The organism is Acidimicrobiia bacterium, from assembly GCA_016650365.1.
Taxonomy (GTDB): Bacteria; Actinomycetota; Acidimicrobiia; order Spongiisociales; family JAENVV01; genus JAENVV01.
In genome coordinates, this window is sequence record JAENVV010000205.1 from 1 (window position 1) to 1,162 (window position 1,162).

The 1,162-nt window shown below is 61.4% G+C and carries 2 protein-coding genes; both read left to right on the forward strand.

What is annotated here, in order from left to right; all coding sequences use genetic code 11:
* Positions 1–813: CRTAC1 family protein (locus JJE47_12400; GenBank protein MBK5268225.1), on the forward strand; the 813-nt coding region annotated here is incomplete at its 5' end.
* A gap of 18 nt (positions 814–831) precedes the next feature.
* On the forward strand, positions 832–1,162 hold a 331-nt coding region (locus tag JJE47_12405; GenBank protein ID MBK5268226.1), incomplete at its 3' end, for an aminopeptidase P family N-terminal domain-containing protein.

The window sequence follows — 1,162 nt, forward strand, 5'->3', positions numbered from 1 at the left end:
ATCTGGGGCATGGGAATCGCCAGCTACGACGTGACCGGAGACGGCCTGGCGGAAGTGTTTCTCACCAGCCAGGGCGACAACAAGCTGCAAACACTCGCCGACGGAGTGTCCCAACCTAGATACGAGGACATCGCCTTCGAGGTTGGGGTGACGGCTCATCGTCCCTTCGCCGGCGACGTGGTTCTGCCCTCGACCGCCTGGCATCCGGAGTTCCAAGACGTGAACAACGACGGATTGATCGACCTTTTCGTTACAAAGGGCAATGTCGAAGCTATGCCTGACTATGCAGCCGAGGACCCGAGCAACCTCTTGCTCGGACAACCCGATGGGACCTTCCTCGAGGCCGCCGAAGCGGCTGGCCTCTTGAGCTTCGCCCGCGCCCGCGGAGCCGCTTTGACCGACTTCAACCTTGACGGTTTGTTGGATCTGGTCGTGGTGAACCGTCGCGAGAACATCAAGATCTGGAGGAATCTCGGCACCGGTGATGGTCCCGAACCAACGCCGATGGGCAATTGGATCGCGGTCGAGCTCGGGCAACAGGGACCCAACCGCGATGCAATCGGCTCGTGGATCGAAGTGAGGATTGGCCGTCACTCGATGGAACGGGAAGTGACAATCGGCGGAGGACACGCCGGCGGCCAACTCGGATGGTCCCATTTCGGATTGGGCATTGCCGACCAGGTCAAGGTTCGTGTTCAATGGCCGGACGGGGAGGTCGGACCCTGGATGACCGTGGAGACCAACCAATTCGTTGTGATCGAACGAGGAATGTCAGAGGCCCGCATCTGGACTCCCGCCCAAAACATGAGATAAAGGTGACATGAGGCACAGATGAAAAGGGCCCAACTGACGCAAGTGTCACTGCCCGATTTCGGCATGCCGGAAACCATGCCGGAGTTGCCTGCGCAACTGTATGGGGAACGTCTCGAGCGCCTCCGGGCAAGGGCCCAGGAGCAGGGCTACGACCGGCTGGTGATCTACGCCGACCGGGAGCACAGCGCCAACCTCTCCTACCTGACCGGTTTCGATCCGCGCTTCGAAGAAGCGGTGCTCATCGTCGGCCCGGACCCAGAGCCGGCCATTCTGGTCGGCAACGAATGCTGGGGCATGGCGGGAGCGGCTCCCCTTCCGATGCGACGCCACCTGTTTCAGGACCTGAGCC